The 25,292-nt window shown below is 50.8% G+C and carries 17 protein-coding genes, 2 tRNA genes and 1 CRISPR repeat array (1 of these 20 cut by a window edge); of the genes, 15 read left to right on the top strand and 4 right to left on the bottom strand.

The genetic code is table 11. The annotated features are described in order from the left end of the window. Positions 1-157: 157 nt before the first annotated feature. From RHOM_RS12440 to RHOM_RS12425, 4 genes are all read left to right on the top strand, one after another. Positions 158-1,846 carry a methyl-accepting chemotaxis protein gene (locus RHOM_RS12440; RefSeq protein WP_014080671.1) on the top strand — a complete coding sequence of 563 codons (1,689 nt, stop codon included), beginning with the start codon at positions 158-160 and terminating at the stop codon, positions 1,844-1,846. A 186-nt stretch (positions 1,847-2,032) separates the two neighbouring features. Further along, on the top strand, positions 2,033-4,618 hold the full coding sequence (locus RHOM_RS12435; protein WP_242823136.1) for a cation-translocating P-type ATPase: 2,586 nt from the start codon (positions 2,033-2,035) through the stop codon (positions 4,616-4,618). 222 nt (positions 4,619-4,840) lie between these two features. Next, entirely contained in the window at positions 4,841-7,450 is a 2,610-nt protein-coding gene (locus RHOM_RS12430) for a cation-translocating P-type ATPase (RefSeq protein WP_044025032.1), read from the top strand. Between the two features lie 85 nt (positions 7,451-7,535). Next, positions 7,536-9,299 carry an alpha-amylase family glycosyl hydrolase gene (locus RHOM_RS12425; RefSeq protein ID WP_014080668.1) on the top strand — a complete coding sequence of 588 codons (1,764 nt, stop codon included), beginning with the start codon at positions 7,536-7,538 and terminating at the stop codon, positions 9,297-9,299. Positions 9,300-9,355: 56 nt separating this feature from the next. Here RHOM_RS12425 and RHOM_RS12420 read toward each other — a convergent pair whose 3' ends face one another. The 3 genes from RHOM_RS12420 to RHOM_RS12410 form a co-directional block, all read right to left on the bottom strand. Next, positions 9,356-10,003 carry an extracellular solute-binding protein gene (locus RHOM_RS12420; RefSeq protein WP_014080667.1) on the bottom strand — a complete coding sequence of 216 codons (648 nt, stop codon included), beginning with the start codon at positions 10,001-10,003 and terminating at the stop codon, positions 9,356-9,358. A 151-nt stretch (positions 10,004-10,154) separates the two neighbouring features. Beyond that, a tRNA-Gly gene (locus RHOM_RS12415) sits at positions 10,155-10,225 on the bottom strand. Between the two features lie 6 nt (positions 10,226-10,231). After that, positions 10,232-10,304: transfer RNA gene (locus tag RHOM_RS12410), tRNA-Phe, on the bottom strand. A 192-nt stretch (positions 10,305-10,496) separates the two neighbouring features. Between RHOM_RS12410 and RHOM_RS12405 the strand changes: the two genes are divergently transcribed. Further along, complete coding sequence (locus RHOM_RS12405; protein WP_014080665.1) at positions 10,497-10,991, top strand: hypothetical protein; 495 nt, start codon at positions 10,497-10,499, stop codon at positions 10,989-10,991. Positions 10,992-11,075: 84 nt separating this feature from the next. On the opposite strand, the gene RHOM_RS17810 is transcribed toward RHOM_RS12405, so the two are convergent. Continuing rightward, a complete protein-coding gene (locus RHOM_RS17810; RefSeq protein ID WP_014080664.1) occupies positions 11,076-11,474 on the bottom strand; it encodes a FeoC-like transcriptional regulator in 399 nt (132 codons plus the stop codon). Between the two features lie 181 nt (positions 11,475-11,655). Between RHOM_RS17810 and RHOM_RS12395 the strand changes: the two genes are divergently transcribed. From RHOM_RS12395 to cas2, 10 genes are all read left to right on the top strand, one after another. Then, on the top strand, positions 11,656-12,813 hold the full coding sequence (locus RHOM_RS12395) for an exonuclease SbcCD subunit D (protein WP_014080663.1): 1,158 nt from the start codon (positions 11,656-11,658) through the stop codon (positions 12,811-12,813). Next, a complete protein-coding gene (locus RHOM_RS12390; protein WP_014080662.1) occupies positions 12,810-15,764 on the top strand; it encodes an AAA family ATPase in 2,955 nt (984 codons plus the stop codon). The genes RHOM_RS12395 and RHOM_RS12390 overlap by 4 nt, the downstream gene beginning before the upstream one ends. A 2-nt stretch (positions 15,765-15,766) precedes the next feature. Then, positions 15,767-16,579, top strand: a complete 813-nt coding sequence (murI, locus tag RHOM_RS12385; RefSeq protein ID WP_014080661.1) for a glutamate racemase — start codon at positions 15,767-15,769, stop codon at positions 16,577-16,579. A 466-nt stretch (positions 16,580-17,045) separates the two neighbouring features. Then, a complete protein-coding gene (locus RHOM_RS12380) occupies positions 17,046-19,271 on the top strand; it encodes a CRISPR-associated helicase/endonuclease Cas3 (protein WP_014080660.1) in 2,226 nt (741 codons plus the stop codon). Positions 19,272-19,497: 226 nt separating this feature from the next. Then, positions 19,498-20,133 carry a type I-C CRISPR-associated protein Cas5c gene (cas5c, locus tag RHOM_RS12375; protein ID WP_044025030.1) on the top strand — a complete coding sequence of 212 codons (636 nt, stop codon included), beginning with the start codon at positions 19,498-19,500 and terminating at the stop codon, positions 20,131-20,133. Beyond that, a complete protein-coding gene (cas8c, locus tag RHOM_RS12370; RefSeq protein ID WP_014080658.1) occupies positions 20,130-21,881 on the top strand; it encodes a type I-C CRISPR-associated protein Cas8c/Csd1 in 1,752 nt (583 codons plus the stop codon). The genes cas5c and cas8c overlap by 4 nt, the downstream gene beginning before the upstream one ends. Before the next feature lies 1 nt (position 21,882). Next, positions 21,883-22,770: a type I-C CRISPR-associated protein Cas7/Csd2 gene (cas7c, locus tag RHOM_RS12365; RefSeq protein ID WP_014080657.1), complete on the top strand. Its 888-nt coding sequence runs from the start codon at positions 21,883-21,885 to the stop codon at positions 22,768-22,770. A 29-nt stretch (positions 22,771-22,799) separates the two neighbouring features. Further along, entirely contained in the window at positions 22,800-23,465 is a 666-nt protein-coding gene (gene cas4, locus RHOM_RS12360) for a CRISPR-associated protein Cas4 (RefSeq protein WP_014080656.1), read from the top strand. Then, the gene (cas1c, locus tag RHOM_RS12355; protein WP_014080655.1) at positions 23,462-24,490 is read left to right on the top strand and encodes a type I-C CRISPR-associated endonuclease Cas1c; all 1,029 of its coding nucleotides are present in this window, start codon (positions 23,462-23,464) and stop codon (positions 24,488-24,490) included. Before cas4 ends, cas1c begins: the two co-directional genes overlap by 4 nt. A gap of 36 nt (positions 24,491-24,526) precedes the next feature. After that, entirely contained in the window at positions 24,527-24,817 is a 291-nt protein-coding gene (gene cas2, locus RHOM_RS12350; RefSeq protein ID WP_014080654.1) for a CRISPR-associated endonuclease Cas2, read from the top strand. A gap of 185 nt (positions 24,818-25,002) precedes the next feature. Continuing rightward, positions 25,003-25,292: a CRISPR direct-repeat array (repeat unit 33 nt; unit sequence GTCGCTCCCTGTGAGGGGAGCGTGGATTGAAAT) (it continues 5,122 nt past the right edge of the window).

Raw genomic sequence — 25,292 nt, 5'->3', positions numbered from 1 at the left:
TTATCATCCCAAAGCGGTCTATGCTGATTGCAACAATTTCTTTTGCAATATTTTGTAGAAGAAGAGTTTCTTTCGGCTGTATGTTGTGGTAAAATAACAGATATAAGCTGGGAGTAAAATTTCCCGGCAATTACGAAGGGGAATGGAGAGAAGTACCATGAAAGAGGAGCAGAAAGTATCATTTATTCACTCAATTTCAGCAAAGATCATGCTGCTGACCGTGCTTGCAGTGGTTATGTCGGTGTTGATCGTCGCATTCCGGGCGGAAGCGGGAGCAAAGAAGGTTGTCGGAGACGTCAGTGCAGATTATATTTTAAGCATGGCGGAGATGGGAGTGGAGATTGTGAACAATCTTCCACAGGAGGCGGATGCAGGAGCATATGAGAATGCCTTAGCGGATATCAGTATGGAGGGAATTGATTCTTCCTACGCCTATCTTGTTGACACGGACGGCACCATGTTATATCACCCGACCGCGGAAAAGATCGGACAGCCGGTGGAGAATGCTGTCGTGCTTGGCGTCGTTGCAGAGCTTGCCAAGGGACAGGTACCGGTGAATGAGACAGTGACGTATGATTTTAAGGGCGTTACCAAATATGCGGCTTACGCGATCACGGCGAACCGTCAGATTGTTGTGGTGACGGCGGATGAAGACGAGATCATGAAGCCGCTGAATCAGATAGTAAGTAAGATTATGCTGCTGTCATTGGGGATACTGGCTGCAGCGATTGTTCTGGCATACGTAGTAAGCCAGTTTATCTGCAGACCGATTCAGCAGATTACAACGATTATTGTCGATACCGCACAGTTGGATTTCAGATCAAATCCGAACGGCGCAAAGCTGCGCAGCCGCCGGGATGAGACGGGAGAGATGGCAAATGCGGTACATGTGATGCGCAGGAACCTGCGTTCCATGATTGGCGATATTGATACCGCAAGTAACCAGATCACACAGAATGTGGATGGTCTGCAGGAGATTACCACCACGGTGGATCACATGTGTTCCGACAACTCCGCGACAAGCCAGCAGCTTGCGGCAGGCATGGAGGAGACGGCGGCAACCACAGTAACAATCAACGAAAATATCGAGGTTATCAAGAGCGGAGCGGATGATATTAACAGTATGGCGACGGAGGGCGCACGGACCTCGGAAGCGATCATGATGCGGGCAAATGATCTACGCACCAAGACAGTTGAGGCAAGCACCAAGACAATGACGATGTACAACAACGTCAAGACAAAGGCTCAGGAAGCCATCGAGGGATCGAAGGCGGTCGATAAGATCAACGAACTGACCGGCACGATCATGGAGATCTCATCCCAGACCGGACTGCTTGCACTCAATGCTTCCATCGAAGCGGCAAGAGCCGGGGAGGCAGGACGTGGATTTGCGGTGGTTGCAACGGAGATCGGAAGCCTTGCGGATCAGACGTCCAAGGCGATCAAGGATATCGGCACGATTGTGGATGCTGTCAACGCAGCAGTTTCCAATATGGCAGAATGCTTAGAAGAGACCACCGGATTCCTGGAGAATACCGTGCTGACGGAGTATAAGGAATTTGAGCAGGTCAGCGAGCAGTACCAGGAGGATGCGGATACTTTCAAGACCAGTATGAACGACGTGAGCGATGCGATGGCTGGCCTTGCCAATTCTATCGACGCGATTGCACAGGCACTTAGCGGAATCAACTCTACAGTGGGCGAGTCGTCGATCGGCGTCAGCGATATTGCGGAGAAGACCAGCGACATGGTGGAGAAGACAGGCACCACGCACGACATGGTGGAAGAGTGTTATACTTATGTGGAGAAGCTGCGTGAGATTGTGAGCCAGTTTGTATTACAGTAAATAAAATATGATTTGCAGGGAAAAGGGTATGCAGATGTTGGAGCGATGTTGTGCATCGGAATCACGTCGGCATACCCTTTTTCACGCAGACAGGCATAAACCCGTCCACATTTTCATAGGATGAGTTAACGGCAAAGCGGTGGACGTGCTACTTTGTGGGAAACTCGATGGATGGGGGCAGCGCATATGCAGGAATATTATCGCGGAAAAACGGAAGAACGAGGGAGAAACGTGCTCGAGGATGAGGAGAAAAAATCCTGGGCGGAAAGTTTTCTGGAACAGTTAAACGATCCTCTGATCTTTATCCTGTTTGTGGCGGCGGCGATCTCCCTGCTGCTGCGGGAATACGGCGATATGGCAATTATTCTGGCTGTGGTGCTGTTAAATGCGACGGTGGGAGTGATACAGGAGGGAAAAGCGAAAAAATCGCTGGAGGTGTTAAAACAGATGACCAGCCCGCATGCACTGCTTCTGGAAGGGGATGAAGTGCGGCAGATTCCGGCTGCCGATCTGATCCCGGGCGATCTTGTGGTGCTGGAAGCCGGCTGTCAGGTTCCGGCGGATCTTGTGCTGACAGAAGCGGTGAACCTGAAAATAGAAGAATCCGCACTGACCGGCGAGTCTGTTCCGGTCAACAAGGATACGGCGCAGAACCGCATGGCATATATGTCGACAAATGTGACCTACGGGCGCGGCGTGGGGAGAGTATCTGCCATCGGTATGGATACAGAGATCGGGAAAATTGCCGGGATGCTGAAGGCGGCGAAGGTCGAGCTGACACCGTTGCAGAAGCGGTTGGCGGACCTCGGTAAAATTTTGGGCACGGTGTCCGTATTCTTATGTGTGCTCCTTTTTGGCATGGCAATCCTGCAAAAACGGGATGTGGGAGAGATGCTGATTACGGCGATCTCTCTTGCGGTGGCGGCGGTGCCGGAGGGACTTCCCGCCATTGTGACGATGGTGCTGGCACTTTCCGTCTCGCGGATGGTGAAGGCAAATGCCATTGTAAAGCGCCTGCCGAGCGTGGAGACATTGGGATGTGTCAGCGTTGTGTGCTCGGATAAGACGGGAACACTGACACAGAACCGCATGACTGTAAAAAAATGTTACGTGAACGGCAGAGTGCATGCGGTAAAAGAACTGCATCCGGCCGGCGACCGGTATTTTTTGCAGGGATTTTCTCTCTGCAACGACGCATCCCTCCACGGAGGGGAACGCCGCGGCGATCCGACAGAATTAGCGCTCTTGGATATGGCGGCAGCGTTCGGCATACAGCGGGAGACATTGGAGGACACCATGCCGCGGATCGACGAGATTGCCTTCGATTCAGAGCGGAAACGGATGACGACACTGCATGAGACGTTGGACGGCAGAATCTCTTTCACGAAGGGATCGCCGGATGAAATCCTGGAGCGGTGCCGGTATGTGTGGAGCAACGGCAAGACGGCGGCGTTTTCTGCGGCGGCGAGAGAACAGGCAAAACGGGGACTTGCCGAGATGACGGAAGCGGGACTTCGCGTGCTGGCGATTGGCATGCATCCTAAAGCGGCACAGATGGAGGAGAGCGGGCTTACGTTTCTGGGGATGGCAGGAATGGAAGACCCGGTACGCCCCGAGGCGGCGGAGGCGGTGGAACAGTTTGCACGTGCCGGAGTTCGGACGATCATGATTACCGGGGACAGGGCGGACACGGCGCTTGCGATTGCACGCCAGCTCGGCATTGCCGAGCGGAGGGATGAATGTGTGACGGGCGAGGAGATGGAGCGGATGGACGAACAGATGCTGGCGGCGCGGATCAGTAGAACCCGGGTGTTTGCCCATGTATCCCCGGAGCACAAGGTCAGAATCGTGTCCGCATGCAAAAAGAACGGGGAGATTGTCGCTATGACAGGGGACGGAGTCAATGATGCCCCGTCGTTAAAATCTGCGGACGTGGGAATTGCCATGGGAATGGCGGGAACGGACGTTGCCAGAAATGCAGCAGATATGGTGCTGGCGGATGACAATTTTGCAACGATTGCAGGAGCGATTGCACAGGGACGCAGCATCTATGAAAATATCCGCAAGTCGGTGCTGTTTTTGTTGTCATCCAATTTTGGAGAAATTATCACAATGCTGGCAGCAGTTGCCATGGGGCTGGTATCGCCCCTAAAGTCAAGCCATATTCTATGGATCAACCTGATTACGGATTCGCTGCCGGCACTGGCGCTCGGGGTGGATGTGGAAGAACAGAAGGATTACATGAACCGTCCGCCGAGACACAGGGATGAGAGCCTGTTTGCGGGAGGCGGCTGGGGATGCACCTGTTTCTATGGTCTTTTGATCGCTGGAATCAGTATGCTTGCCTTTTTGCAGGTGCCGGTCGGTATGATCGAAGGCGCCGGGATGACATTGACACTTCCACACCTGCAGGCGGTGCTTAAAGACGTGCAGGTGTTAGCACGGGCGCAGACCTACGCATTTACCGTGCTCGGCATGGCGCAGTTATTCCATGCGGTCGGCATGCGCGATGTGGAGACTTCGGTGTTTTGCATGAATCATCTGGAAAATCGTCTGATGTTGGCGGCGTTTGTGGTGGGAATTGGTCTTCAGTTGATGGTCACGGAGGTACCGTATTTTGTACAGTTGTTTGGAACCTGCAGACTTACCGCTCTGGAGTGGACGAAGCTGCTTGGACTTGCGGCAATGCCGCTGCTGGCACATGAACTGTTGGTGCTGTTTTCCTGCGCGGGAGAGGTAAAGGATGCGTTAAGGTTGCAGGGAGAGGATTGACAAAGGCGGCGTCGGACTGTTATACTCCATACAATCTTAAATAACAGAACTGCTAAAGGGGAGTAGTTTTAAATTGCAGCGTCAACATACGCGGTCTTGGACCTGGCGCTGTGTACCATGAAGATTACCCGTGGTTATGAGACTTTTAGCGCGGAAAGTATCGCAGAGATACATTTCGTGCTGGAAGTCTCTTTTTTAATTTTAAGAAAACAGGAGGCAGAAATGAAAGAGTGGTATCAGATTTCAGCGGAAGAAGTGAAAAAGAAGATGGAGACCTCAGAACATGGACTCACAACGGAGGAGGCGGCAAAACGGCTGGCGCAATACGGGGAGAATGTGCTGGTGGAGGGAAAGAAAAAGAGTGTTTTTGCGGTTTTTTTCGGACAGTTTGCGGATCTTCTCGTGGGAATTCTGATTGTGGCAGCCGTGATTTCCGCCTGTTCGGGGAATCCGGAGAGCACCTTTGTCATTCTGGTTGTGATCGTGCTCAATGCGCTGCTAGGAACGGTCCAGTATGTAAAGGCGGAGAAGTCGCTGGAGAGTCTGAAGGATCTGACGTCGCCGAACGCGAAAGTGCTGCGCTCCGGCGTGAAGGTGGAGATTCCGGCGAAGGAAGTCGTGCCGGGAGACCTTCTGCTGCTGGAGGCGGGAGACATGGTGGCGGCGGACGGCAGAATCCGGCGCAGCTATTCACTGCAGGTGGATGAGAGCTCGCTGACGGGAGAATCGACGAATGTTGAGAAAAGAGAAGGTGTGATCGAACAGGAGGCGGCGCTTGGCGACCGCGTGAACATGGTGTATTCGGGAAGTCTGGTGACTTACGGAAGGGCAGAGGTTTTTGTGACGGAGACTGCGATGAACACGGAGATCGGTAAGATCGCAGGACTTTTAAGCAATGCGAAGGAAAAAAAGACGCCGCTGCAGATTGCATTGGATGATTTTGGAAAAAAGCTGTCATATCTGATTCTGGCTGTCTGTGCGCTGGTGTTTGGTCTGTCCATGTACCGGGATATGCCGCTTCTGGATGCGATGATGTTTGCGGTCGCGCTTGCAGTTGCGGCGATTCCGGAAGCCCTCGGTTCGATCGTGACGATCGTGCAGGCGATGGGAACCCAGAAAATGGCGAGGGAGCATGCGATCATCAAAGATCTGAAGGCGGTGGAGAGTCTGGGCTGTGTGTCGGTAATCTGTTCGGATAAGACAGGCACGCTTACACAGAACAAAATGACCGTGCAGAAGATTTATCTGGATCATACGGCGATCATGCCGGAGGCGCTGCAGATCAACGATCAGCTTCATCGTTATCTGATGTATGATGCGATTTTAAATAACGATGCGCGCATGGATGACGGGAAAGTGATTGGCGACCCGACGGAGTCAGCACTGCTCGAGATGGTGCGGAAATGTGGCGTGGATGATGATTTCTTACGGGGAGCAATGGAACGACAGCAGGAACTGCCGTTTGATTCGGACCGCAAGCTGATGAGCACGGTCTATGCGCTGCACGGTGTACCGACACTGCTGACCAAAGGGGCGCCGGACGTCCTTTTGAAGCGCGCGGTCTATCTTAGGGAGAAGCAGGGCATCCGGCGGATGACGGAGGAAGACCGTACGGAGATTTTAGAGCAGAATCAAAGATTTTCCGGGGAGGGGCTTCGTGTGCTGGCGTTTGCTTACCGGGAACTGAAAGAGAGCGAGGAGCTGACGCTTTCCGGGGAGTGTGATTACATTTTTCTTGGACTTGTGGCGATGATCGACCCGCCGCGCGCGGAGTCTGCGGCGGCTGTGGCAGATGCGAAGAGAGCGGGAATCCGACCGGTCATGATTACGGGGGACCATAAAGTGACGGCGACGGCGATCGCAAAGCAGATTGGCATTTTCGGGGAGGGGGATATCGCACTGGTCGGGCCCGAGTTGGACGCCATGCCGGATAAGGAGCTGGACCATCTGATCGGACACATCGCCGTGTTTGCCCGCGTCTCCCCGGAAAATAAGATCCGCATTGTGGAAGCGTGGCAGCGCAGGGGGAGTGTGGTCGCCATGACGGGAGACGGCGTCAATGATGCACCGGCACTGAAGGCGGCGGACATTGGCGTGGCGATGGGAATCACCGGAACCGAGGTGTCCAAAGACGCGGCAGCCATGATCCTGACCGACGACAATTTTGCCACGATTATCAAGGCGGTCGCGAACGGAAGAAATGTCTACAAGAATATTAAAAATGCAATCCTGTTTTTACTTTCCGGAAATATGGCGGGAATACTGGCGGTGCTCTACACCTCGCTTGCAGCACTTCCGGTCCCGTTCCAGCCGGTGCATCTTTTGTTTATCAATCTGCTGACCGATTCCCTTCCAGCGCTTGCCATCGGTATGGAACCGGCGGAGAGAGATGTCCTCAGCGAAAAACCGCGCAATCCAAAAGGCGGAATTCTGGAAAGGCGCTTTATGGCGCTGCTTCTGGGGCAGGGGGCGCTGATTGCCGTCTGTACCATGATTTCCTTTGAGGTGGGATTGAAAGAGAGTGCGGCGCTGGCGAGCACCATGGCGTTTGCGACACTGACACTTGCACGCTTGTTCCACGGGTTTAACTGCAGAAGCCGTCACTCCATTGTAAAAATCGGATTCCGGAGAAACCGGTACAGTCTGGGAGCCTTTGCGCTCGGTGTGCTGCTTTTGGCACTCGTTCTGTTTGTGCCGGCACTCAAAACCCTTTTTGAGGTGGAGACGATGAATGGCATGCAGCTGGGCTGTGTCGGTGTGATGGCGGTGCTGCCGACGTTCGTGATTCAGAACTTCAAGGTGGTGGGTGAAGTGTTTGACAGAGAAAAGTAGGAAGAAACAGCTTGTGAAAACGTTACCAGTCCTGTATGATAAGGAAAAAGGATACAGAAAATCTGACAGAAAGAGGGGCGTTTGGATGAGACGAAGAGGAAAGAGAGAACTGGCGGCACTGCTGGCAGTGGCGTTGCTTGCTGGAAGTGCGGCGTGCGGAGCGGATGCCGGGGAGAAAGACGCGGCAACAGGTACGGCGGAAGCGGCAGCCGGGCAGGACACGGAGACGGCAGCCGGGCAGGGCACGGATGCGCAGACGGGAGCACAGGAGAACATGGAAGAGACGGCGCTGTCTCTGATGCGGGAGGTAAACCCGGCAGAAGCTGCAGGAACGGATGATCTCTACCGGAGCTGGTACGAGGTGTTCGTTTACAGCTTCTATGACGGCGATGGGGATGGCATCGGAGATCTTCCGGGACTGACGGAGAAGCTGGACTATATCAATGACGGTAATCCGGCAACGGATACAGATCTGGGATGTGATGGGATCTGGCTGATGCCGGTGATGCCGGCGACGACTTACCACAAATATGATGTGACGGACTACTGTGCGATCGATGAGCAGTATGGCACAATGGAGGATTTCGAGACATTCGTGAACGCATGCCATGAGCGGGGAATCCGTGTCATGATTGATTTTGTGATGAATCATACTTCGTCTCAGCATCCGTGGTTTCAGACGGCGGCAGAGTATCTGAAGGATCTGCCGGAGGGAATGGAGCCGGATACAGAGGCATGCCCGTATGTGGATTATTATCATTTTTCCAGGGAGAAAGGCAGCGGATACTGCCAGCTGGCAGGGACGGACTGGTATTATGAGGCACAGTTCTGGAGCGAGATGCCGGATCTGAATCTGGAGAGTGAAGCGGTGCGGCAGGAGTTTGATGAGATTACAGACTTCTGGCTGGAAAAGGGCGTAGATGGTTTCCGTCTGGATGCGGCAAAAGAGTATGAGACCGGAAGCATCGACTCGAACATAGAAATTCTATCCTGGTTTAATAATATGGTAAAAGAAAAGAAGAGTGATACGTATATTGTGACAGAGGTGTGGTCGGATCTGGAGACATACGCACAGTATTACCAGAGCGGAATTGACAGCAGCTTTGACTTTACGTTTGCAGACAAGGACGGTGTGATTGCGAAGGCGGTCAAGGGAACGAGCGGTGCCTCTTCTTACGGAAAAGCGATCGTGCGGCTGCAGGACGCGCTGGGAACTTACAGTGACAGCTATATCGATGCGCCGTTTTACACCAACCATGATATGGGAAGGGGCGCAGGGTATTACTCCGGCGATACTATGGAGGCGCAGACCAAGCTGGCGCAGGCGATGAATCTTCTGATGTCCGGAAGCAGCTTCTTATATTATGGAGAAGAACTGGGAATGAAAGGCGCCGGAAAAGATGAGAACAAGCGTGCGCCGATGTACTGGAGCAAGGATGCCGGTGCAGAGGGGATGTGTCTCGGACCGCAGGATATGGATGCGATCACGATGATCTATGACAGTCTTGCGGAGCAGCAGGACGACGGCAATTCCATCTACTGGTATGTGAAGGAGGCGCTGCGTCTGCGGAATGCTTATCCGGAGATCTCGCACGGAACGGCAGAGTTCCTTGAAAATCTGTCGGATGATGCAGTGTGCGTGCTGCGCAAGAGCTGGCAGGATTCCTCGGTGATCGTCGTGTTTAACTGCACGAAGGACGAGCGCACCGTGGATCTGTCACAGATATCTGCAGACAGTGAAAGCGGGGATTTGAAGCTGGCAGGAGAACTGCTGACCGGAATCCGTGCGGCTTCCTGGCAGGATGGAACGCTGACGCTTCCGGCGTACGGTGTTGCCATCCTGAAGTAGAGATCTGAAAAAACAATCAGCCGCTCTGCTGCCGGCAGCATCAGGAGAGAAAACGATCAGTCGTTATAATTCAGAAGAAAGTCCGCAAACTGTAAGGCGGCGTCTAAGTTCTGATTCTGATAGAGTATGCCGAAATAGCAGGAATCATAATAGTTGTACTTGTGAAGCCAGGCATTGTCGGTGAGCTCGATCGCACAGGGATAGGAAGCGACGGCACCGTCCTCGGTCGTGTAGATGAGATGATCCTGGTAGCGGTCCAGCAGTTCGTCGGATAATACGGTGGACAGATCCATAAGAGCTCCCTGGTTGGCGTAATCGAGATATTCGCCGCCGGTTCCGAAGAAGAGATCCTGTCCGCCGGCTGCCAGCATCAGCGTCAGCACCTGCGTGTCGTTGTAGGACGTGGAATACTCGCCGTCCGAGAACTGTAAGGACGATGTGAGGGAGACGGAATCTTCCTTCGGGTCGTAGCCGCAGGCTTCGAGAAATTCATCGAAGCCCTTGCTGTCGGCGGTTATGGAATCGTTGCAGTTCATCATGATGACGTTTAACAGCGGGTCGCGGTAGGTCGCGTAATGATAGATGAGGTAAATGACAAAGCAGAGCGCAGCGATCGCAGCGGCGATCGGCCACTTGTAATAATCCCAGACATACTGCACTTTCGCCTTGCGGGAAAGTGAATGAAAATCAGCCTTTTTCTCCATAATGGTACTCCGTTTCTAAAATGAACTAGTACAAGAATAACATAGAAATGGAAGGTTAAAAAGGAAAAAAGAATGAAAAAATTATAAAAAAACAGAGCAGTGAGAGAATCTCTCCATCTGCTCTGTTCTTTTTCGCTCTCCAATTAAGAAAAGCGGGTGATGGGAATCGAACCCACGTATCCAGCTTGGAAGGCTGGTGTTCTACCATTGAACTACACCCGCATGAAGTGCCCAGTTCCGGAATCGAACCAGAGACACGAGGATTTTCAGTCCTCTGCTCTACCAACTGAGCTAACTGGGCGTCTCACAGAAATTTATTTTACAGGAAAGCCATTAGGATGTCAAGAAAAAAGTTTTGTAAGAATCTTAAATTTTTGAAAAATAAACACAAAAGGTCTTTTCGGGAAAAGGGATACATGCTAAAATATAGCACAGTGAGCAGTTTTTGGAAGGAAGAGGCGCAGGCGGGATACTGCGCGGAAAGAGGTTTTACATGCACGAGAAATTAGTGATTGTTCCGAGAAAGAAATCTACGGTGAAGAAGATTTTAAACGTGGTATGGTTTGTGTTGGCATGCCTGTGCTTTTTATTTGCGATGTGGGTGCCGATTTTATTTGCGGTGCCGGCAATTATTTTTGCCATCATCTGGTATTTTCAGGCATTCCGCTCTGATATTGAGTATGAGTACACCTATTATGACGGAGAGTTCCGTTTCGCGAGAATCAAGGCGAAGCGCAAGAGAAAGGGACTTGGAAGAGTTCAGATGGAAGATGTCCTTGCACTGGCACCGAAGGGGGACCGGAGTGTATACAAGTATGAGAATGATAATTCTCTTGCCTGTAAGGATTTGACTTCCGGCGAGAGCGGCACGAAGATTTACGAACTCGTTTTCAAAGGCGAGAAGGGAATCAACCGCTATGAATTTGAACCGGATGAGGAGATGCTCGACGCAGTCATGGTGAAGTATCCGCGTGCGGTCATAAAGTAGAAAACAAAAAAGGTGGCCCGGATCGGTAAAGCGATCGGGACACCTTTTTATATCATATATGATGAATCAGGACAGATCCGTGGATCAGTCTTCAATGAAACGCATCCGGCTGTCTGAGATATCCTCACGGGCAGAGGAGTGAATGGAGACATCCTTCTGGCGCATGCATTTGGCACATAAAGTCCCGAAAGAGATCGGTGCGCCGCATCTGGTGCAGTGCATGGTAATCGTGTTCAGATGGTCATCCTTGTACTCAATGCGCCCCTCGCGGATCCACTTTTTGACCTGCATATGCGGGATGTGGAAGTGCTGTGCGACATCGTATTCATTTACATCGTTCTCACGGATGTACTCTTTGACTTCGCGGAAGAGCTTCTGCTCGATACACGACGGGCAGAGATTCTCTTTATATGTCAATGGAAGCGGTCGTTTGCATTCTTCACAATATTTATAGTTCCCAAATAAATCCTGTGGTTGTTCCATCGTCTGTCACCTCCGGTAGTATGCTGCCACATCCGTCCGCCGCATGCAGGCATGGGCGTTCGTCTTTACTCCATGTTCACTGTTTATAGATTCATTATACCATGAACGACGGTGAATGAAAACTTTTTATCACGTAGAAAAGAAAAGAAACTTAGCAGAAGCTTAGCGGGGAGGAAACGATTTGAAACTGTTTCATTTGTCGGATCTTCATATAGGAAAACAGCTGCATCACTACAATCTCGCGGCAGAGCAGCGCAAGACACTGGCGCAGATTGTGGCGCTTGCAAAAAGCGAGCACCCGGATGCCATCCTGATTGCGGGAGATATTTACGACACACCGGTGCCTTCGGCGGAGGCAGTGTCTGTCTTTGATGCGTTTTTGTCGGCATTATGCGAGATAGAGCCGCAGATTGCGGTCATGATCATTGCGGGGAATCATGACAGTGCAAGAAGAATTGATTTTGCCAGCAGTATTCTTGCAAAACATGAGGTGTATATCGCGGGACTTCCGCCGATGCAGGAGGGGGAGACGATCCGCCGCGTGACGCTTGCGGACGGATACGGTGAGGTGGATTTTTATCTGCTTCCGTTTGTGAAGCCGGGTTATGTGAGAAAGCTGTTTGACGAGGAAATAAAAGGCTATGACATGGCGGTAAGGCGCCTGATTGAGCGCGAGGAGATAGATCCGGCGCGGAGATGCGTGATCCTGTCACACCAGTTTTATACGGCGGGCGGAAAGGAGCCTGCGACCTGTGACTCCGAAATCCACTATGTTGGTGGCGTTGAAAATGTCGATGCCGGCGTGCTTGCGCCGTTTGACTATGCAGCATTGGGACATATCCACCGCGCACAGCATATAGGAGCGGAAAAATACCGCTATTGCGGGACGCCTTTTCCGTATTCCATTAGCGAGGCGGGGGAGGAGAAGAGCGTGACGGTCGTGGAACTGGGAGCCAAGGGACAGCCGCCCGTGATCCGGCAGATTCCGCTTACGCCGGTGCGGGAGGTAAAAAAGCTGACCGGGACGCTGCATGAGATTTTGGAGCAGGCGGGGCAGGAGGTCTGCCACGCATTTGTGAGCATTACCCTCACGGATGACGTGGAGGCGTTCCAGCCGAAGGAGCGTCTGGAGGAAAAATACGACCACATCCTGGAGATACGGATTGACAATGCGCGGACGAGGAAGCTGTTGTCGGACACGGAAGAGCAGCTTGCCGAAGTGCGGCCGGAGGAGGCGTTTGCCATGTTTTTTGCGGAGATGAACGGGAGAGAGATGACGCCTGAGGAGCGGGAACTGATGCGTCAGGTGATTGCGCAGGAAATGGAGGGGGACGAATGAAGCCTGAAAAACTCATCCTGTCGGCGTTCGGATCGTATGCGGGACGCACGGAGATTGATTTTACGGTGCAGACAGGCGGACTATTTCTGATCACGGGGGATACCGGCGCCGGGAAGACCACAATTTTTGATGCCATCACCTATGCGCTGTACGGGGAGGCGAGCGGCGGAGGCAGAAGCGGAGCCATGATGCGGAGCCAGTATGCCAAAAGTGTGACGGAGACCTATGTGGAATTCTCTTTTTTGTATGCGGGCGAGTCATACCGCGTGCGGAGAAATCCGGAATATAAGATCGTAAAAGAACTGAAAAACGGAAAACTGCGGGAGCAGAAGGTTCTGGCAGTTGTGGAACTGACGCTGCCGGACGGAACGGTGTATCCGGAAAAAAGGAGCCAGACCGATGCGAAGATCGAAGAGCTGATCGGACTGACAAAGGAGCAGTTCACACAGACTGCCATGATCGCGCAGGGCGATTTTTTAAAACTTCTGTATGCAAAGTCGGACGACCGGAAAAAGATTTTCTCCAAATTGTTTCACACGGATGCATACTGGAGAATCCAGGAGAACTTAAAGCGGCGTTCACTGGAGATGGACCGGGTGCTTGCGGAAAATGAGCGGGCTGCCGAGCAGGAGAGGGCGCGCGTGATTCTGCCGCGCGAAGAACTGAAAGAACTTCCGCTTCCGGAAGCGGTGGAGCAGATCGGTATCTGGGAGAGGGAGCTGACGGCTTCACAGGAGACCGTGCGGGAGGCGATACGGAGGCTGACTGCGGAAATCTCTAAGGCGAAGGAAGTCAATGAACTGTTTGAAGGGTTAAGAGACTGTGAACAGCAGGTACAGAAGTTAAAGGAAGAAGAGCCCGTGGAAGCGCGCCGGAAAAAACAGCTGGAGGCGGCAGTACGTGCGGAGAGGGTGCATGTGAAGGAATTGCGCTGCAATGAGCGTCTGGATGAGCGGCGGCAGTCCGACGAGACGGTGGAGCGGATGAAGAGCCTTATCGCGGAGGAAAAGGAAGCACATGGCAGGCAGGAGCAGGACTTTAATACGCTTAAGATGCAGAGCGCCGATGCGGCGGAAGCCGACGCGGAGAAAATGCTCCGCATCCGGGAACAGCTTCCGGTGTATGAGCGCCTGGGAGAGGCAGTAGAGCGGGAACAGCAGGCAAAGCAGGCGTACGAGTCGGCGAAGCAGTATTATGAGCGTGCGGTGCGGGAAGGAGCCAGCCGGCTGCTCGCGGAAAAAAACAGGCAGCTTTTGCTCGAGGAAAAGTATGTCAGCGCCGCAAAAGCGTGGGAGCGGGCATCCGCCCGGTCCACGGAGGCGTCTGCGGAATATGAGCACGTGTACCAGCTGTTTTTAAAGGAACAGGCGGGAATTCTGGCACAGAATCTGCGGGAGGCAGAGCCTTGTCCGGTCTGCGGCTCCCTGACACATCCGCATCCGGCGTCCCTTGCTGAGAATGCGGTCAGCGAAGCGGCGGTAAAGGCGGCGAAGGAACAGCGGGAGCAGGCGGAGACGGCGCGCGATGCTGCGTATCAGGAATTTGACGGGCAGAAAAGCGCGGCGGCAGAGCAGGAACTGCGTCTGGAGCAGGCGAAGCAGCAGTTCTTGGCGCTTGCGGGAGATACGTGCGGTGACAGAGAGAAAGAACTTTATACGTTTGCCGCACAGCAGGCGGCAGAAGAACCTGCAGCAAAAAAGAGGTCTCTGACAGAGCGTGGACGGCAGGCGGAGCGATTTTCACGGGAGGGGAAAAAACATCCCGGGGAAACGGGAGAGGCGGTGGACCGCCTGAAGCTTGAGTCGCTCAAGCGCGACTGGGAAGAAGACCAGCGGGAAACGGCACGGATCCGCGCAGAGTTATCATTTGAGACGAAAGAAAGGGCAGAGGAAGCGCTGCAGCAGCTGACGGATGAGGCAGACCGGCGTACGAAGCGCCTTGCTGATGCAGAGGAAACACTGCAAAAGAAAAAGGAAGACATTTCCAGACAAGAGGGAATGCTGACGCAGGAGCAGACGAAGAATGCCGGACTTGTGCAGGAGTGTCTGGAATTGGAGAAAGAATACCGGCAGGCGCTGCGTGATGCCGGATTTTCTTCGGAGGAGGCATACCACGAAGCATTCCTTACAGAGAGCGGGCGGGAGACGCTCGTGCAGCAGTCTGAGGCATACGTCCGGAATCGCGTGGAAAGTGAGGGCAGGCTTCTGACTATGCAGAAGCTGACCGAGGGAAAGCAGGAGATTGGGATCTTGGCATGGGAGACGGAACTGGAGGCGCAAAAACAGCGCCAGCAGGAGCTTCATGAGGAGATTCTTGCAATGCACACCGCATACGAGACGGATGCGAAAGTGGTGGAGCGCTGCAGGGAATATTTCGCCGCACACGAGCGGCTCGATGCGGAAAACCAGGTGCTGAAAAGACTGTACTGCACGGCGGATGGGCGCCTGGCGGGCTCGGCGAAGATTGATTTTGAGACGTATGTGCAGCGCCGGTATTTCCGGCAGGTGATCTACGAGGCGAACAGACGGCTATTGACGATGAGCGGACATCAGTTTATGCTAAAACTGAAAGAGACGGAAAACAGCGGACGCAAATCCAACGAAGGTCTGGATCTGTCGGTGTACAGTCTGGTCACGGACAGTGAGCGCGATATCCGTACCTTATCCGGCGGCGAGTCGTTTCTGGCAGCGCTTGCCATGGCGCTGGGACTTTCGGATATTGCTATCCGCAAGGCTGGGGCCGTGCATCTGGACATGATGTTTATCGACGAGGGATTCGGTACGCTGGATGCGCAGTCCAGAAAACAGGCGATTGAAGTATTGTCACAGCTCGCGGGAAGCGAGCGCCTGGTGGGAATCATCTCCCATGTGACAGAATTAAAAGAACAGATAGAACACAGACTTTATGTCACGCGCACGGAGAACGGAAGCGAGGCAGTCTGGGAGGAATAGCAGTGGAAAAGTATGAAAACAGACAGGAATGTCCGATTGGTGTGTTTGATTCGGGAGTCGGAGGAATCAGTGTGCTGCGGGAACTGGTGGCACAGATGCCGAACGAGAATTATATCTTTTTTGGGGATTCTAAGAATGCGCCCTACGGTACAAAGACGCTGGAGGAAGTGCAGAAGCTGACCTGTGCGGATGCCGAATATCTGCTGTCACGCGGCGTAAAGGCGCTCGTGGTGGCATGCAACACGGCGACAAGCGCGGCCATCCGGATCCTTCGGGAAAAATATGCGGATATGCCGGTAATCGGAATCGAGCCGGCATTAAAGCCAGCAGTGCACGCGGGCGGACACCCGCGTGTTCTGGTCATGGCAACACCGATGACCCTGCGCGAGGAGAAGTTTCACGCCCTGATGCAGCGGTTTGAGTCGGATGCCGAGATTCTCCGGCTGCCGTGTCCGGGGCTGGTGGAGTATGTGGAGCAGGGCGTGCTGGAGGGCGCAGAACTCGAAGCGTTTCTTGCAAATCTGTTTGAACCGTACCAAAGCCATCCGGTGGATTGTGTCGTGCTTGGCTGCACGCATTATCCGTTTGTGCGGGAGACAATCCAGAAGCTTCTCGGAGCCGGAGTGCAGATCTTTGACGGCGGAGCGGGGACCGCGCGGGAGACAGAACGCAGGCTTAAGGATTGCGGTCTGTGCAGTGGCAGAGCGCAGCAAGGAACCGTGGAATTGTGCAACAGTCTTGCGTCGGAGCAGATGAAACAGCTGGAGATCCGGCTGCTCCAGTCGGGCACGGTGCAGGCAATTATAAAAAAATAGAAATAAAATATTAAAGAAATCTAAATAACATTGAACGTTTTTTTAGAAAGCTTTATGAAAATCGACATACTTCGGACACATTTTTTCCGTATACTAACATCATCGAAAGGAGCTGAGGACGGTTTCCCAGAGCTTCGTTCCCAGCAGCTCAGAGATGTGGAATAAAGGTCATATTTCTGCAGAACCTTTCGGTGAAGATTCCTTTATATAGATTAACATTTTCATAACTAAACTCCTCGAAAAACCCCCGGGACAGAGATGTCCCGGGGGTTTTTCATTGGGGGGAACATACAAAGAATGTAAAATGCAGTTTTTATATGTTGAACTTACTATGCTTGTGATATAATGAATCTTGACAGATTCATATTAGAAGTTCCTGCGGAACTTCAGATGCGCAGAAAGCAGCGCAAAAAAAGATGATATATTCGCTGGAACGCCGGCAGGCACAAAAGAGAGGGGGACGCTGGTGGTAGAAGATAAGGTGACGGGGAAGCGTATGATTGCTCACATCAATGCGAGCGGAAAGATTCAGACAGTAAAAAGCCATTCTGAGGGGACCGCATGTCTGACACAGCAGTTTGCGGAGGAGTTCGGTTGTGGAAAACAGGGATATTTTTGCGGACTTCTTCACGATATTGGAAAGTATTCCGAGGCATTTCAGAGGCGGATTGCGGATCCGGAACACACGGCAAAGGTGGATCATTCGACTGCGGGGGCGGTTGAGGCGATGAAAATAGCAAAAGAAAACATACCGCTTGCAATGACGATTGCCGAGCATCATTCTGGGTTGTTGAACGGAGGCGTCTACCGGATTTCCAATAAAGGAGACGGCACGTTTTTTGGAAGAATAAAAGGAGCGGAAAGTCTGCCGGATTATGCGGCATGGAAGAGAGATATCGTACCGGAGGATGTGAATATTCCTGCATTTTGTAGGGATGGAAGCAATCCCTGTTTTACGATGTCTTTTTTTATTCGGATGATGTATTCCTGCCTGGTAGATGCGGATTATCTGGATACGGAAGCGTTTATGAAGGAGAATCAGGCAGTCAGGGGAGAATATGATTCCCTGAAGGTTTTGGCAGAACGTTTTGACAACCATATAAAACAATGGCTGGAAAAAACGGATTTCAAAAGCGACAAACAGAAAATACTCTGCAGTATAAGAAATCAGGTTTTGCAGGATTGTATGAGCAAAGGAAGTGAATTGCCGCCCGGAATCTATACGCTGACGGTACCCACGGGAGGCGGGAAAACCACGGCATCTTTGGGCTTTGCACTGCGGCATGCGATACAATCAAAGATGAAGCGGATTATTTATGTGATACCGTACACATCGATTATAGACCAGAATGCAGAGGTGTTCCGCTCTATTTTAGGAGAGAAAAATGTTCTGGAACATCATTCCGGAATTCTCTACGATCTGACGGAGGATAAGGCGGAGAATGAAGCGGCATACCGCAAGGCTCTGGCCACCGAAAACTGGGACATGCCGGTGATCGTGACGACTGCGGTGCAGTTTTTTGAATCGTTGTATGCGAACCGCAGTTCAAAATGCAGAAAGCTTCATAACATGGCAAACAGTGTCATTATTTTTGACGAGGCACAGACAATGCCGATTCCATATCTGGAACCGTGTGTTGCGGCAATCGCAGAACTGGCGGCGCATTACCATTCAACAATCGTTCTTTGTACGGCTACGCAGCCGGTATTGGATGAAATGATCCAAAAATATATACCGCAGACGCAGGTAAGAGAAATCTGTGAACATACAGATATTCTTTTTCAAAAACTGCGCAGAACATCGATTGTTGCAGCCGGCAATATGGAACGGGAAAAATTGATCGACTGTCTGACTGCGCAGGAGCAGGTGCTTTGCATTGTAAACAGTCGAAATCTGGCACAGGAACTTTTTGAAGAAATTCCGAGAGAGGGAGCATTTTGCCTCACAACATTATTGTACCCGGAGCATCGCAAAGAGAAATTGCGCGAGATCAAAGAGAGACTGGAACATCATGTGCCCTGCAGGGTGATCGCTACTTCACTTGTGGAGGCGGGCGTAGATCTGGATTTTCCGTGTGTATATCGTCAGGAGAACGGACTGGATGCACTCATACAGGCGGCGGGCAGATGCAACCGGGAGGGGACGCATTCCCCAGAGGAGAGCAAGGTATATCTGTTCGGTTTGAAAGGCGATGCATCGGTATATTTTGCACAGAACATCAGCGCGTTAAGGCAGACCCTGCGTTGTTACGAAGATCCGGCAGCGCCGGAGGCGATCGCATTCTATTTTAAGCAGTATCGTGAGATTCTGGGGAGAGAGAATCTGGATCAAAAGAAGATAATGGATGCATTTACTGCCGGAAAAGGAATCAATGGGGATTGCTTTCCGTTTGCAACGGTGGCAAGGGAATTTCATCTGATTGAGAGTGAGACACAGACGATTTATATTCCGGTCGGTGAAGCGGAATTGTGGATAGAGGAGATGGAAAAGGGAAAGGTCTCAAGAGAACTTATGCGAAAGCTGGGGCAGTATGCGGTGAATGTATATCCGAATCATTTAAAAGCATTGTACGATGCCGGCTGTGTGGAAGGAATCGGAGAGGGGATGTATGTGCTTCGGGATATGAACCAGTATCATGAGGATACCGGACTTCAGATGGATGTGAGTACAGGATATGGATTGTTCGGATAAAAGAGTGGTCAAAAGGCGGCAGAAATCTGCCGCCCTGATGAAAGAAAAACATATTAAATATTTCAATCCACACTTATAAAGTGACAAAATCAGTGTATACAAATATAACGTTTTTTTCAATAAAAAATGTATTGACAAACATAATAATATATTATATTGTATAAATACTTTAAAACATATTAAATGAAAAAATAAATGAAAGGAGGAATGATATGTGGCAGTAAAAATGGAAGTGTGGGGGAATTTTGCATGCTTCAGCCGGCCGGAGATGAAGGTGGAACGCGTCAGCTATGATGTGATGACACCGTCGGCGGCGCGGGGAATGCTCGAGGCAGTATACTGGCACCCAGGCCTGCAGTGGCATATTGACAACATTTATGTGTTGGCGCCTATTCAGATGACAAACATACGGAGAAATGAGGTGCAGTCCAAGGTGCTGGGGAGCAGTGTAAGAGCAGCTATGACCGGCGGACGCACAGAACTGTATATTAACACATCAAAGGATATTGTGCAGAGAGCATCATTGGTTCTGCAGGATGTCAGATATGTGATTGAAGCACATTTTACCCTTACAGAGAAGGCGGCAGCCGGAGATAATCCGGGAAAGTTTCAGGATATCATAAAGCGCCGCCTGAGAAAGGGACAGTGCTATCACGAACCATATTTTGGATGTCGGGAATTCCCGGCGAATTTCAAGGAGTGGGAGGGCGGAGAGATTCCGGCTATTCAGGAGACAAGGGATCTCGGCTATATGTTGTGGGATCTTGACTTCTCAGATCCGGCAAACATTCGTCCGCTGTTCTTTCGTGCAAAGATGGAAAACGGCGTGATCCATGTGGCAGATTGCGAGGTGCTGCGATGATTTTACAGGCATTGGTGGAACATTATGAAGATTTGTTGAAGCAGGGGCGGATTGCAAAGCCGGGTTGGGGAAAAGTAAAAGTTTCCTATGGACTGAATCTGGATCGGCAGGGACACGTACTAGGGTTGATCCCGTTGAAGGTGGCGCAGGAGACGGGAGGCAGCAAGAAAAAAACGGTTTTTGTTGCGCGGATGATGGAAGTACCTCATCCGGAGAAGAGATCCGTGGCGGTTTGCCCGAACTTTTTGTGCGACAATGCGACCTATATTCTTGGTGTTGATGAAAAAGGAAAACCAGAGCGAACCAGTCAGTGCTATGAAGCCTGCATGGAAAAGCACATGGAATTGCTTTCTGATATCCACACGCCGGCAGCAGAAGCGATCTGTCATTATTTCGAGTATTGGAGCCCGGATGCGGCGCGCCAGTGTACTGACATAGAGGATAACTGGAGCGATCTGATGGCAGGAGTAAATCTTCTATTTTATTATGAAGGAGAAGCAGTGACAGAGGATCCTGCAATACGTGAAGCATGGCAGCAGTTTTATGACAGGAAGGATGAAAGCGGGCAGACGTTGTGTCTGGTTACCGGGAAAAAAGACAAGCTTGCAGTGCTGCATCCGAGCATTAAGGGGGTTCGCGGCGCACAGGCGATGGGAGCGTCACTGGTATCTTTTAATGCAGCGTCCTTCTGTTCCTATGAGAAGGAACAGGGTGCCAATGCTCCGGTGGGTGAGTATGCGGCATTTGCCTACACCACAGCGTTAAATGAACTTCTGAATGACCGGGCTCACACGGGAACTATCGGGGATACAACCGTGGTATGCTGGGCGGAAGGAGGAGAGAGCCTCTATCAGGATGTCGGTATGATGGCGATGTTCGGTCTGACAGATGAGAGTGGTATGACAGATGGCGAACTTCGGGCAATTATCGGGAAGGTGGCAAACGGGGAGCCGGTACAGATCGAGGATATACGACTGGATCCCGACAGACATTTTTATGTGCTGGGACTTGCACCGAATGCGGCCAGACTGACTGTCCGATTTTTTATGAGGGATTCTTTTGGCACTATGATCCGGCATGTCAATGAACATCAGGAGCGTCTGCGGATTGTTAATGCGCGGCAAAAGGAGTATCCCATCATTCCAATCTGGAAATTGATGTCAGAGACCGTAAACCAAAATGCGAGAGACAAGTCTCCGTCACCACAGATGGCAGCGGATACGCTAAAAGCGGTTCTGACAGGCGGAAAGTATCCGGCATCGCTGCTAAACGCCGTTATGTTAAGAATCCGGGCGGAACACAGGATAACACGAGAGCGAGCGGCTATGATAAAGGCCTATTATCTGAAGAATGAGAACAAAGACTGTCCCAAGGAGGTATTGCAGGAAATGATAAATGAGGAGAGCAAAAATGTACCATACACACTGGGGCGCCTGTTTGCGGTTTTAGAGCATTTGCAGCAGGAAGCGAATCCAGGAATTAACACGACGATCAAAGACAAGTACTTCAATTCGGCAGCAGCGACCCCGGCACAGATTTTTCCGCTATTGCTGAATCTGGCGCAGAAGCATCTGCGGAAACTGGCAAACGAAGGACACAAAGTTTATTTTAACCGACAGATTGGGAAACTTGCGGAAGTGATTGGGGAGAGTTTCCCAAAGCGTTTAAATCTGCCGGAACAGGGAGCCTTTCAGCTGGGGTATTATTGCCAGACACAGAAACGATATACAAAGAAGGAGGAAAACTAAGATGGGAGAGGCAATTAGGAACAGATATGATTTTGTAGTACTATTTGACGTGGAGAATGGAAATCCAAATGGAGATCCGGATGCCGGCAATATGCCGAGAATTGATCCGGAAACGGGTTACGGTCTCGTGACAGATGTGTGCCTGAAGCGAAAGATCCGCAACTATGTGGAGACACTCAAGGAGGATACGACCGGATATAAAATCTATATCAAGGACAATGTGCCGTTAAACCGCAGTGATCTTGGAGCATTCCAGTCACTTGGCATTGACGAAAAGGAGATTAAGAATTTAAAGAAGACAGATCCAATGCTGGACGTAAAGGTTCGTGACTTTATGTGTCAGAATTTCTATGATATTCGTACATTCGGAGCAGTTATGACCACTTTTGTGAAAGCAAATTTAAACTGTGGACAGGTACGCGGACCGGTGCAGATGGGATTTGCGAAATCCGTTGATCCGATTCTTCCACAGGAGATCACGATTACCAGAGTGGCAATCACGACGGAGGAGGATGCTGCCAAAAAAGGAACGGAAATGGGAAGAAAATATATTGTTCCGTATGGTCTGTACCGGGTAGAGGGATATGTGTCTGCAAATCTGGCGAGAAAAGTGACCGGTTTTTCGGAAGAGGATCTGGAATTGCTCTGGAAAGCAATTCTGAATATGTTTGAGAATGATCATGCGGCGGCACGCGGCAAGATGGCAGTCAGAAAACTGATCATTTTTAAGCACGACAGCGAACTTGGAAATGCACCGTCTTATAAATTGTTTGAAGCTGTCAAGGTGGCAAGAAAACCTGGAGTTGATTTGGCAAGGGCGTTTTCAGATTATGAGGTTACATTGCCGGAGCAGCTGCCTGAGGGAGTTACCTGTACCTGTATGGAATAGTATTGCGTGGCTATCGCAGGGAGAAACATATGGAATATCAGGAGGAGGATTATTTATTATTATCGGGAATTCAGCATTTCGTTTTTTGCCGCAGACAATGGGCTCTGATTCATATTGAGCAGCAGTGGGAAGAGAATGTACGGACATTTGAGGGAAGGGTCATGCATGAAAATGCGCACAATGCGGACTTTCACGAAAAAAGAAACGGGGTTATCATGGTGCGGGCGATGAAGGTTTTCTCCAGAGAGATGGGAATCAGCGGAGAATGTGATGTTGTGGAGTTTCATCCGGCACCGGAGGGCATCACATTAGCTGGACAAAAGGGAACGTACATTGCCGTGCCGGTGGAATATAAGCGCGGAAAACCAAAGCCGCACAATGCAGATGAAATGCAGCTTATGGCGCAGGCAATGTGTCTGGAAGAGATGCTTATGACCAGAATTCCAAAGGGCTATTTGTATTATGGAGAAACGAGACGCAGAACGGAAGTGCTGTTTACAGAGGAATTGAGACAGAGTGTACGGTCTTGTTTTGAAGAAATGCATGCATATTACAGCAGAAAATATACACCGATGGTAAAGACAGGCACATATTGCAGGCAGTGTTCCTTAAACAACATCTGTCTGCCGGAACTTTCCGGAGCACAGCCTGCGGATGCCTATGTGTCGGAGATGTTAAAGGAGGAATTGCAATGAAGAAATTGCTGAATACTCTTTATGTAACAACACCGGATGTATATCTTGCATTGGATGGAGAAAACGTTGTCGTCAAAAAAGAGGATCGGGTGGCAATGCGGATACCGATTCACAATGTAGAAGCAATCGTTGCGTTTAATTATGTAGGTGCCAGTCCGGCGCTCATGCGCAAATGCAATGAGAACAATGTGAATCTGAGCTTTTTTCACAATGATTCGTTTTGTGCCAGAATGATCGGACAGGAAAACGGTAATGTCGTTTTGCGGAAAATACAATATCGGCTGTCGGAGCGGGAAGGTGAAAGTCTTGCGATTGCAAGAAATATGATTCTCGGAAAGGTACATAATGAGCGTTATGTACTTGAACGGGCAATCCGGGATCATGCATTGCGCCTTGATACAGAAAAGCTAAAAGATGCGTCGGAGCAGTTAAAACAGTATCTAAGAGCGGTGAAAGACAGTGGTAGTTCGGAGGAACTGCGGGGATATGAAGGAAAAGCGGCAAGCACTTATTTTAGTGTATTTGATGAACTGATTCTTCAGAACAAAGAGAGCTTCGTATTTCACGGAAGGAATAAACGTCCACCGCTGGATAATGTCAACGCAATGTTATCATTTACGTATGCGCTGCTGGTAAACGAGTGCGCAGGCGCAGCCTATTCGGTCGGACTTGATCCTTATGTTGGATTTTTGCATACCGACCGTCCGGGAAGGCAGTCATTGGCGTTAGATCTGATGGAAGAATTCCGGGCACCCGTGGCAGACCGTTTTGTTCTTACAATGATTAACAAGCAGCAGATCAATGCAAGAGGGTTCAGAAAAATGGAAAGCGGAGCGGTTGTTATGGATGATGACACACGCAGAGTGCTGATACAGAACTGGCAGGAATTAAAGAGTGAAGAGATCATGCATCCTTACCTAAAAGAAAAAGTAGCTGTCGGGCTGCTGCCATATGTGCAGGCGATGCTGCTTGCCCGGTATCTGCGGGGAGATATCAATGCATATCCACCATATTTTAAACGGTAAAGATAAACTGTATGCTGTTTGGAAGGAAGGTGAGTTATGTTAGTGCTGATTACTTATGACGTGAATACACAGACTGCGGCGGGAGTACGAAGACTTGCCCGGGTAGCGAAAATCTGTACGAATTACGGACAGCGGGTACAAAATTCTGTATTTGAGTGCATTGTTGATCAGACGCAGTATGTCATGTTGAAAAAGCAGTTGAAGGATATCATTGATGTGGATAAAGACAGTGTGAGGTACTATGTCATGGGGGAAAAGTATAAGAGTAAGGTGGAACATATCGGTGTGCAAAGGGCATTTGATGTCACGGCGCCGCTGATTATCTGAGAGTTTTTAGAGTAGTGCGAATGTAAAGTGTACATAAATACAGCGGAACATTCGCGCACAATTTATCAGTGCAAATAGCACAAAATCAAGTTATCGTCTGTGGAAAACGTGAAAGAGTAAAGGAATTTTTGGAAGAAAGCGTTGAAAACAGGAGGTCACAAAGGAATTTTATGTGTATATTTGCTGTCGCTCCCTGTGAGGGGAGCGTGGATTGAAATTACTACGGGCGCCGCTATTGGACTTGTGTTCATGTCGCTCCCTGTGAGGGGAGCGTGGATTGAAATCCTGGTCTTAAGTGGCAAGATACATACTTGATCGAGTCGCTCCCTGTGAGGGGAGCGTGGATTGAAATGCTATACCGGCACACAGGTGCTCACTCCACAGCGAGTCGCTCCCTGTGAGGGGAGCGTGGATTGAAATGCTAACGCTTTAGTTGAGCAGATCATGGAGCAGAGTCGCTCCCTGTGAGGGGAGC

Source organism: Roseburia hominis A2-183 (genome assembly GCF_000225345.1).
In the GTDB taxonomy this organism is placed as follows: domain Bacteria; phylum Bacillota; class Clostridia; order Lachnospirales; family Lachnospiraceae; genus Roseburia; species Roseburia hominis.
Note: the sequence above shows the minus strand (reverse complement) of the source record. Positions and strands in the feature narration are given on the sequence as shown.

Coding starts and splice junctions, on each gene's coding strand:
- RHOM_RS12440 (WP_014080671.1), top strand. CDS start 158: ATGAAAGAGGAGCAGAAAGTATCATTTATTCACTCAATTTCAGCAAAG.
- RHOM_RS12435 (WP_242823136.1), top strand. CDS start 2,033: ATGCAGGAATATTATCGCGGAAAAACGGAAGAACGAGGGAGAAACGTG.
- RHOM_RS12430 (WP_044025032.1), top strand. CDS start 4,841: ATGAAAGAGTGGTATCAGATTTCAGCGGAAGAAGTGAAAAAGAAGATG.
- RHOM_RS12425 (WP_014080668.1), top strand. CDS start 7,536: ATGAGACGAAGAGGAAAGAGAGAACTGGCGGCACTGCTGGCAGTGGCG.
- RHOM_RS12420 (WP_014080667.1), bottom strand. CDS start 10,003: ATGGAGAAAAAGGCTGATTTTCATTCACTTTCCCGCAAGGCGAAAGTG.
- RHOM_RS12405 (WP_014080665.1), top strand. CDS start 10,497: ATGCACGAGAAATTAGTGATTGTTCCGAGAAAGAAATCTACGGTGAAG.
- RHOM_RS17810 (WP_014080664.1), bottom strand. CDS start 11,474: ATGGAACAACCACAGGATTTATTTGGGAACTATAAATATTGTGAAGAA.
- RHOM_RS12390 (WP_014080662.1), top strand. CDS start 12,810: ATGAAGCCTGAAAAACTCATCCTGTCGGCGTTCGGATCGTATGCGGGA.
- cas5c (WP_044025030.1), top strand. CDS start 19,498: ATGGAAGTGTGGGGGAATTTTGCATGCTTCAGCCGGCCGGAGATGAAG.
- cas8c (WP_014080658.1), top strand. CDS start 20,130: ATGATTTTACAGGCATTGGTGGAACATTATGAAGATTTGTTGAAGCAG.
- cas7c (WP_014080657.1), top strand. CDS start 21,883: ATGGGAGAGGCAATTAGGAACAGATATGATTTTGTAGTACTATTTGAC.
- cas4 (WP_014080656.1), top strand. CDS start 22,800: ATGGAATATCAGGAGGAGGATTATTTATTATTATCGGGAATTCAGCAT.
- cas1c (WP_014080655.1), top strand. CDS start 23,462: ATGAAGAAATTGCTGAATACTCTTTATGTAACAACACCGGATGTATAT.
- cas2 (WP_014080654.1), top strand. CDS start 24,527: ATGTTAGTGCTGATTACTTATGACGTGAATACACAGACTGCGGCGGGA.